A 7,427-nucleotide genomic window follows, 5' to 3' on the forward strand; every position below is an offset into this window, starting at 1 on the left:
TATTTTTTCAATTCTTCGTCTGCCATGTCTGTAAATATATGAAAAAAATGTGATGAGTTAATACGTCGTTTTGTCCAAATCCCTGAAAATTTCCTATGATTGGAGAGGAATGCCGGTGGAGTTCAGGATGGAAAGCAAATCAGGAAACGTACTTGAGAATACGCGTAGCGCCGACTGGGAACGTGAACTCGTGACCCACTACACAGGCATCGGCACCGAGGTCCGCGAAAGTTTCCACAACGGCACTCCCAGCGAAACAAAGGTCGTGGTGAACATGCCCCAGGGCCTGGGCCGCTACGGCGTGGAAGATGCCGAAAAGCTGTCTTCCGGCAACGCCTCCTTCGAATGGTACCTCAAGAACCACCTTGGTTCCACCATGCTGGTGTACGGCACCCAGAGTACCTCAAACGCAGACGTTGCTGACCTCGGTGAAGTGAAGAAAGCTTATGACTACCGCTCCTTCGGCGAACAGATTGATCTGATCGCTGACGCAGGCGACAAGGTGACCGAGAATTTCACCGGCAAGGAGAAAGACGACGAAACCGAGCTCAACTACTTCGGCGCAAGATACCTGGATCCAATGCTTGGAATGTGGATTTCTGTGGATCCGGCTCGTCAGTTAAGCAGTCCGTATCTGTATGTGGGGAATGGATATAATCCGATTGTCGGTGTGGATCCGGATGGGAATGTTGTTCATGTAGAAAAAAATGGCCGTAACATTAATTACACAATGTATGTCAAATTTGATGGTGGAACCCCTAAAGATGCTGATGAGTTCATATCTTCAGTAGAATCGTTCTACACAAGAAAAGTAGGTCAATACAATATTTCAATGAAAGTAGTAAATGATCCTGAACTCGCAGAAAATACAATTGAATTTGTGGATAAAATTGGACGTTCGTATGCTGGTTGTGACAATAGTTACAATTGTAACTATGCAAAGATTTTTACTAAAAATCCTGGAAACACCTCAGGAATTCATGAGTCAGGCCATCTTATGGGAATGAAAGATCGATACACCGATGAAGACGGTACTTTTGATGGCTTTGTCGGAAACATGATGGGTGACAAAGGGAATGGCCTGTCCCCCCTTCAAGTTGAAGAAACTCTAAGAAAAAAAGAGAATACTTATGAAAATTTTGATCCGTTTAATGGTGATTAGCGTCCTTTGTATTTTATTCTCGTCTTGCTTTCGTGAGGATTCGAAGGAAGAGTATTCGTTTAAAGATTTGTTGTCACAAGACAAACATGATAGTACGGAATATTTTGAACTTAAACTTTCAAATAATATTTCCGTGAAAAAAACGGAAAACTTTGAAACTACAACTTATTTTTTTAGTGATTCTATACGAAAAGATTTTATGTCTTTGATGGTAGGATTCTACTCAGAAACCTTGGCTCTATTTGATTTGAAAGAAAAAATTCTTACTAAATCAGATACGTTTTACTATGTTGGAGATAAGAATAGAGGGTACTTTGTTGGAGATTCGTTGAAAAAGAAAAAAGCACACTTATATCTAATCGTTCCTTCTTTCGATTGCAACAAAAAAATTCAAAACTGCCATCCATGGCCCTTTGTTTTTCAATACGACTCATCCAAAGTTGACGAGGAACAATGTAAGAAAATAATGTCTTCGCTTAAATATTTGAAAATTTAATCACTTTAATATTTTCTGTTATGGTCGTTGAATGTTCTTTTACAAGACTTAGATTATCGTAAGATGCGAAGACGTTGATGAAAAATGAATCTGTAATAATTTTTTGTCGCTGGACAATTATTGAAGTAATAATTATCTTCTTGCTATGAAGCTTTATCATGGAAGCAATGTTGTAGTGCAAGAGCCTAAAGTTCTGGTTTCCGATAGAAAACTTGATTTTGGAACAAGCTTTTATTTGACATCCAGCTTCGAACAGGCTGAACGTTGGGCTGAGCTCACGGCGAAGCGAAAGGGCACTGGCGTCCCTGTGATTTCGGTGTTTGAATTTGACGACTCAAGCCTGGAATCCTTGAAGTGTTTGTGTAAGCTTCCCCGTAGTTAGGACTGTTCATAACTAGACAAAAGGCGATTCAGCCTGCATCAAAATGCTACCTTTGGTAGCGAAGGAACAGCCATGAAAAAACTGACTCACTCCGAATCGGAAATCATCAAAAGCCTACAAAACGAGAGTTGCAAGATTATGCTTGCATAATCTTATAGCCGAGTGTAGCGGCGAATGCCAAAGGCATTCAAAGCGTTAACGAACTTGAAGCGGGTGTCTCTGCCGATGAAATCTGCAGAAGGCTAAGCATTTCCAGGGCCACTCTTTATCAGTGGAAAAGAAAGTACGGTGGCCTTGAAATCAGCCAGTTAAAGAGACTCAAGGAACTAGAAGAAGAAAACGCCAAACTCAAGAAAATGTACGCAAATCTGGCACTGGACAACGAAATTCTCCGCGAGGTCATCGAAAAAAAAACTCTGACGCCCGAGGCCCGCAAGGAAATTGCCGGCGAGATGTCAGATATATTTATCGTGTTTGGAATTCCTTAGATTCTATAATGCTGCAAATTAATTTGAACGAGAGATCTTTAAAAAGATTTTCTAGTACAGGTTATTTAACAAAGGAATTTGTTATAGATACAATCATTGTTGATGAGGAAATATGGAACAATCGAAATTTAAAAAGGAATACAATCGTTCTTGAAGCTCCTAGAAGACCAGAAAATCGCTTACCAGCAAATGTAAGTATATTCTCCCCAGAAATTTATTTCCCGTTCGTAGTCAAATTCGTTTGTTATCGAGATTTTGATGATTTTTTTCATGCGAGGATATGGTATCAGCAGCTAGAGTCAACCATAATTGCCTAGACGTAAAGAAATATAAATTTGCAAAATGATATATAGCAGAAAACAAATGTTTTGAATCCATGGAGAAAAAAAATTTTGAGGTCTCCCTGAGACATGATGTTTTTGTTATCAACACCTCGTTGTATCGTTAAATTTGTAAAAATTCCATTCCCATAATGAATTTTTTATGTTTTTTACTACATTTGAGCGCGAACGGGGGTTCCTATGAAGAAATTCATTCTTTCAGCTCTTTTTATTTCTTTGTCCACGTTGCTGTCTGCATGTCTTCAAGACGAAGATTCGGACAACCGTATCCCGGTGCGTTACACGGTGATCGTCACCGACAAGATTTCTGGCGAAGCCATCAAGGATGCCAATGTGGAATTGACAAACGAGGTTCAGGCCGCACAGAATCTCAAGACAAACTCCAGCGGCACCGTGATCTTCCCTTCTGAAGAAAGCTATGTGAACCAGATTGTCGTCACCAAGGAAGGTTACTTCCCCAAGGACACGGTGGATGTAATCAGCAATCCTGATACGGCATTGAACATCATTCTGCGTTCCATCAGTTTGTTCCTTGTTCCGACCGACACCGCCGACGCCGACAACGATTAATCCAATCGTTCAAACTCCAATGTCCTTCGAACTTAAAAATCCGCCTCAGCAAACGGCATTGCGTTTCTTGACGCAGGAGCAGATGTTGCGTTATTCTGCGCTGCCGCTGGAATTCAACGAGGAGTCCCGCATTCTTTCCGTTGCCGTGGCCGACAAGTTCGACTTTGATTTAATCAGCGACATCCAGGTTTGTACAGGTGTTTTCATCCAGCCGATTCAAGCGGACGAAGAAAAAATCGTCCAGTGGATCAGCGCCTTCGCAGAGCGCGCCGTTCCTAGCTTTGGTTCCAGCCAGGCGGCAAACAAGTCAAACTCCCCCGTTATCCGACTTGTGAATGAAATCATTGCCGAGGCCATGCACACCGGCGTTTCCGATATCCATTTCGAGCCTGGTGAAAAATCGTTCCTGGTGCGTTTCCGTAAAGATGGCGTTCTGAAGGTTGCCCGTAAGCTGCCTTTGCGTTCCATCTCCGAAGTGATTTCCCGCCTCAAGATCATGGCCAATATGGATATTGCCGAAAAGCGCCGCCCCCAGGATGGCCGTATCCATTTTGACGACGGTGACAAGAACGTGGACATCCGCGTTTCCGCCCTCCCCACGGATTACGGGCAAAAGATGGTATTGCGTCTTTTGGACAAGGGCCAGATTATCCACAAGCTCGATTCCCTGGGAATGACTCCGGAACAGATCGCCCTGTGCGAAAACGAAATCCACAAGCCTTACGGCATGTTCCTGATTACAGGCCCTACGGGTAGCGGTAAGACCACCACGCTTTACACCTTGCTGCAGATGATTCGCAGTACGGAACTGAATATTTCCACCATCGAAGAACCTATTGAATATAAGCTGGATGGCATTACCCAAACAGCGGTGAACACCAAGATCGACTTGACTTTTGCCGCGGCATTGCGTACTTTGCTGCGCCAGGACCCTGATGTAATCATGGTGGGTGAAATCCGCGATAGCGAAACGGCGGAACTGGCTATTCGTGCGGCTCTTACCGGCCATTTGGTGTTCAGCACCTTGCATACCAACGATGCACCTTCCGCTATTGTACGCCTCATCGACATGGGGATCGAGCCTTTCCTGGTGGCTTCGGCAGTGAACTTCATTATGGCTCAGCGCCTGGTGCGCAAGGTTTGCCATAAGTGCGGCGGCAAAGATCCGAATTGCCTTACTTGCGGCGGTAGCGGTTACAAGGGTCGCGTAGGTCTTTTCGAAATGATGCCTATGTCCGAAACCCTCCGCGAAATGGTCCACAAGAACGCCACCACGGCAGAGCTCAAGCAAAAGGCCATAGAACTTGGAATGAAGACTTTGGCGGTTGATGGTGCAGAAAAGGTGGCCTCGGGCCTCACCACCGACGCAGAAGTTTCTGCAGAAGCCATTGTGTAGGATTTTATGTTTGGCAGCAAGCAAGGCTACACTCTGCCACTGACAATTACAATCCTATTGGTGATTGGTTACCTCTCCTTTTCTTTTTACGAGATGGTAAAGCGGGAGCGCCAGGATTCCTTCAGGCGTTACAAAAACATCCAGGCGGAGCTGGAGCTGGAATCTGCAGCCAATTATTCCTTTTATCGCATGGCCCAAGAAGGCAAGCCCTGGCGAACGGACTCCTTGACTTACTCCACCAAGGACGGAACTATCGGATTCTTTATTAGGCATTTCCAGGATGGAGCCTTTGCCAGGTTGGAAGCTCATAACAGGGACTCCTCCAAGACGCTGTCGGTACACACCGGCTTTATCCCCAAAGCTCGCCCGGCACTGGTGTTAACCGCCCCACAGTCATCCATCGCCTTAGTGGGTGACGCTCGAATTGAGGGCGGAACAGCCACAAAAAAGGGCAGTGTTTCCTATAGCACTAATTACAAGATGAGAGCCACCAAGGAGGCATTCCACGACACGGTTTATGTGGGTGACACCCTCCCCTATTTCGACATCTTAAAGTACTATCCAGAACTTAGCAGAAAAAACTTTGCCGATAAATTTTCTCAGCAGAACTGTGTTTTTGACGGCGTAGACTTGGTGCCAGAGGAACTTAGCTGCGCTACAGTCGTACTGCAGGGAGATTCCCGCTGCAAGGGCTGCAAAATTCAAGCAGAACGGGTCTTTATTAGGGAACGTTCAAAAATAGAGCATGGCGATATTACAGCAAGAACTATTTCTGCCAAGGAAAATGTCAGCCTGAACGGTGTATTTTTCGCACAGGATTCTTTAGAAATCAACGTCAATACGGAGCAAAACGCCAAGAACACTTTTGTGCTTCAGGGGCGAAAAGTTAGCGACGTTGACTATACGGGAAAAATGGCCTTCAAGAAATTAAAGGCCAAGGACGCATCCATTATTTTCCTGGGAGACAACTGGGATGAAACGCTGAGGGGCGTTCCGGTGGAAATCACTGAAGAGGTGGACATTACAGGTGCCATCATCGTCAACGGCACAATTGATTTCAGAGGAAAGCTGAAAGGTCATATGACCATTTCCAACTTTTCATTTTATGAAGGAGAAACGCTGTGGCGCGGGTTCCTTCGCGGCGGTCAAATCAAGGGCGACACGTCGGTACACGTGATGTTGCCAGACATGGTCTATTTCGGCGGGGATCCTAGTTATGAATAAAATTTGCATGGCCGCCCGTGGAAAGCGCGGATTCTCCCTGATGGAAGTCTTAATCAGTTTCGCAATTCTTGTTTCTACCGGAGTTCTGCTTTCTGGTTTCTTGTACAAGGGGCCCGTGACGCAGAAAGCCCGCAACGAGAACTACGGCATGGAGCTGGGCAAGGTAACGCTCCTTACCGAGAACGTTTCAAGCGACACGATTATACCCCACCGCGACGGCAAGGGTATCGCCTGGGAGATTCTAGTCAGGTTGACTGCAGATGGGGACGAAAAATGCTTCAAGGCCACACCCGTCAGAAATAAAATTGATACCACAAGAACTTTGTTCTACTGTCGCTACAAGGTAAGCCATGGCAAGTAAGCACGGATTCACACTGATCGAGTTGATAGTGACCATGGCTGTGTCTGGTATTTTCTTTACGCTGGCCATGAACATGTTCTGCACAGCCAACGGTTCCTTCGTAAGTTACAAGAAGGCCCACGAGGAATACTTCGATTACAATGTCAAGAAGGCCAAGGCCAACAGGATGCTTCTGGATAATACAGGCTCCTGCCAAGAAAATGGCGAATTCCATTTCACTGGAGATTCTGCGGATTCCCTGGATATGGAGTTTCCTTTTCCTCAGCCAAAGTGCAAGGATGTAGACCGCAAGAGAACCTTGGTCTATTTCCTAGGCGCCACCGATTCTACCTCAAAAGAAATCGTTGGATATAGCCACTTCTATTTAAAATAAAATTCAGAACGTAAGAATAAGGCGAAAAAAACGACGCAGCCCGAAAGCTACGCCGCTCTTTGTGGTCTCCTAACCAACAACTCTTTCTAACCTTCAAACTCTAAACACAACAAACAGGCGTCCCTGCAAGGCATGCCAAATCCATACAAACACCACACTTTTAGGAAAGTATACTTGGGCGAGCCAAATGCTCTAACCGCAAGATCAAACCTCCTAAACCCAAATGTGACTTACGTCACGCCCCTTTTACCGACGCCAAATTTATAAAAAAGTTTACGAACGTGCAACAAAAAAATTCAACTGCAAGAAAAAAAGCACTATTGAGTACAGTCGCTACCTAATTTCGAATGTACCGCCGGCGTATCGAAGCACAACACGGTCCGACTCGATAGATGGCCTCACGGAAGTGAGGTCTTTTTTTTATTGCATAAACCAGTATGTGATGTATCCTTGGAAAATGTGCTCATGAAAACCCGTATTTTTAAAAAGGCTCTTCATCAACATGTGTGGGTGGCTTCGCCACCCTTTTTTGTTGACATTCGCCTAAATTAAACAAAAAATGGGCTATTTTCTAAAATTTAATCGCCAAAAAAAACAGAAGAAAAAAGCCCATGTCAAAATTATACAAATCCAT

The 7,427-nt window shown here is 44.8% G+C and carries 9 protein-coding genes and 1 pseudogene; all 10 read left to right on the top strand.

Annotation, left to right across the window (positions count from 1 at the left end):
* Positions 1 to 127 precede the first annotated feature (127 nt).
* The gene (locus BUB94_RS15865) at positions 128 to 1,162 is read left to right on the top strand and encodes an RHS repeat domain-containing protein (RefSeq protein ID WP_175549755.1); all 1,035 of its coding nucleotides are present in this window, start codon (positions 128 to 130) and stop codon (positions 1,160 to 1,162) included.
* On the top strand, positions 1,131 to 1,658 hold the full coding sequence (locus BUB94_RS15870; protein WP_139260289.1) for a hypothetical protein: 528 nt from the start codon (positions 1,131 to 1,133) through the stop codon (positions 1,656 to 1,658). The genes BUB94_RS15865 and BUB94_RS15870 overlap by 32 nt, the downstream gene beginning before the upstream one ends.
* 145 nt (positions 1,659 to 1,803) lie before the next feature.
* Entirely contained in the window at positions 1,804 to 2,040 is a 237-nt protein-coding gene (locus BUB94_RS15875) for a DUF3990 domain-containing protein (protein ID WP_073238895.1), read from the top strand.
* Positions 2,041 to 2,225: 185 nt separating this feature from the next.
* Positions 2,226 to 2,480 (top strand): annotated as a pseudogene (locus BUB94_RS17570) (transposase); the annotation flags it as partial.
* Between the two features lie 56 nt (positions 2,481 to 2,536).
* Entirely contained in the window at positions 2,537 to 2,845 is a 309-nt protein-coding gene (locus BUB94_RS16590; protein ID WP_139260290.1) for a hypothetical protein, read from the top strand.
* A 204-nt stretch (positions 2,846 to 3,049) separates the two neighbouring features.
* On the top strand, positions 3,050 to 3,439 hold the full coding sequence (locus BUB94_RS15885; RefSeq protein WP_073238898.1) for a carboxypeptidase regulatory-like domain-containing protein: 390 nt from the start codon (positions 3,050 to 3,052) through the stop codon (positions 3,437 to 3,439).
* Positions 3,440 to 3,458: 19 nt separating this feature from the next.
* Positions 3,459 to 4,835 carry a GspE/PulE family protein gene (locus tag BUB94_RS15890; protein WP_083538405.1) on the top strand — a complete coding sequence of 459 codons (1,377 nt, stop codon included), beginning with the start codon at positions 3,459 to 3,461 and terminating at the stop codon, positions 4,833 to 4,835.
* 6 nt (positions 4,836 to 4,841) lie between these two features.
* Positions 4,842 to 6,059 (top strand): hypothetical protein, encoded by a 1,218-nt coding sequence (locus BUB94_RS15895; protein ID WP_073238903.1) that lies wholly within the window; start codon positions 4,842 to 4,844, stop codon positions 6,057 to 6,059.
* Positions 6,052 to 6,420 (top strand): type II secretion system protein, encoded by a 369-nt coding sequence (locus BUB94_RS15900; protein ID WP_139260291.1) that lies wholly within the window; start codon positions 6,052 to 6,054, stop codon positions 6,418 to 6,420. Before BUB94_RS15895 ends, BUB94_RS15900 begins: the two co-directional genes overlap by 8 nt.
* A complete protein-coding gene (locus BUB94_RS15905; RefSeq protein ID WP_073238909.1) occupies positions 6,410 to 6,793 on the top strand; it encodes a pilus assembly FimT family protein in 384 nt (127 codons plus the stop codon). The genes BUB94_RS15900 and BUB94_RS15905 overlap by 11 nt, the downstream gene beginning before the upstream one ends.
* Positions 6,794 to 7,427: the final 634 nt, after the last annotated feature.

Source organism: Fibrobacter sp. UWH9 (assembly GCF_900129715.1).
Taxonomy (GTDB): Bacteria; Fibrobacterota; Fibrobacteria; order Fibrobacterales; family Fibrobacteraceae; genus Fibrobacter.

Excerpts from the sequence above, each read along its gene's own strand:
- BUB94_RS15890 (WP_083538405.1), top strand. The coding sequence starts at position 3,459 with ATGTCCTTCGAACTTAAAAATCCGCCTCAGCAAACGGCATTGCGTTTC.
- BUB94_RS16590 (WP_139260290.1), top strand. The coding sequence starts at position 2,537 with ATGCTGCAAATTAATTTGAACGAGAGATCTTTAAAAAGATTTTCTAGT.
- BUB94_RS15865 (WP_175549755.1), top strand. The coding sequence starts at position 128 with ATGGAAAGCAAATCAGGAAACGTACTTGAGAATACGCGTAGCGCCGAC.
- BUB94_RS15885 (WP_073238898.1), top strand. The coding sequence starts at position 3,050 with ATGAAGAAATTCATTCTTTCAGCTCTTTTTATTTCTTTGTCCACGTTG.
- BUB94_RS15900 (WP_139260291.1), top strand. The coding sequence starts at position 6,052 with ATGAATAAAATTTGCATGGCCGCCCGTGGAAAGCGCGGATTCTCCCTG.
- BUB94_RS15875 (WP_073238895.1), top strand. The coding sequence starts at position 1,804 with ATGAAGCTTTATCATGGAAGCAATGTTGTAGTGCAAGAGCCTAAAGTT.
- BUB94_RS15870 (WP_139260289.1), top strand. The coding sequence starts at position 1,131 with ATGAAAATTTTGATCCGTTTAATGGTGATTAGCGTCCTTTGTATTTTA.
- BUB94_RS15905 (WP_073238909.1), top strand. The coding sequence starts at position 6,410 with ATGGCAAGTAAGCACGGATTCACACTGATCGAGTTGATAGTGACCATG.
- BUB94_RS15895 (WP_073238903.1), top strand. The coding sequence starts at position 4,842 with ATGTTTGGCAGCAAGCAAGGCTACACTCTGCCACTGACAATTACAATC.